Here is a 652-nt window from a genome sequence, read left to right on the forward strand (position 1 = left end):
CGAACAGGATTTAAATCAACATACGCCATGCACGACAATATTGCACCTTCATCTAAGAGTGCTTGTGATTTAAAACGCCCTTCCCAAAAATGACCTGTACATTTATCTTCTTGATTTGCTTTTCGAGCAATGGGCTCATTAAGCGAGCGCATAAACCAACTAATATCGATAAGGCGGTTTCTATATATATCTGCTGTGCTTTTAACCATAGCCAGTTGATATTTATCAAGCGGTTGTTTCATTTGATATTGTTGAGTTAGTAAAGTGCCTTTAAATAACTGATGCCAACGTTGTAGTACTTCTGCTGTTGTCCAGCTTTTAGCTTGTTCACTATCTACATGTAATACGAGATGTAAATGATTATGCATCACGGCATGTGCGCAAATGTCGATGGCAAATACTTTTGCTAATTGAAATATGCGTTTCTCAATCCATGTTCGCCTATGCTCGTAACTAACACCAGTTTCTTTGTCTACCCCACATAAAAAAGCCTTTCGTACCGTGCGGCTGCAAATATGGTAATACGGGGTATCGGATAAACTAATTTGTTGTGAGCGTGGCTTAGGCATAATAATCACCAAACTTAATCAAGGTAAATTAAGCTTAGTTTATGGATTGAATTTCATCCACGTTATTATGGGTGGCCTAATAA

General features: G+C 38.0%; 1 pseudogene. It reads right to left on the reverse strand.

The annotated features are described in order from the left end of the window. Positions 1-569 (reverse strand): annotated as a pseudogene (locus Q4503_RS18810) (transposase); the annotation flags it as partial. Positions 570-652: the final 83 nt, after the last annotated feature.

Source organism: Colwellia sp. 6_MG-2023 (assembly GCF_030547765.1).
Taxonomy (GTDB): Bacteria; Pseudomonadota; Gammaproteobacteria; order Enterobacterales; family Alteromonadaceae; genus Colwellia.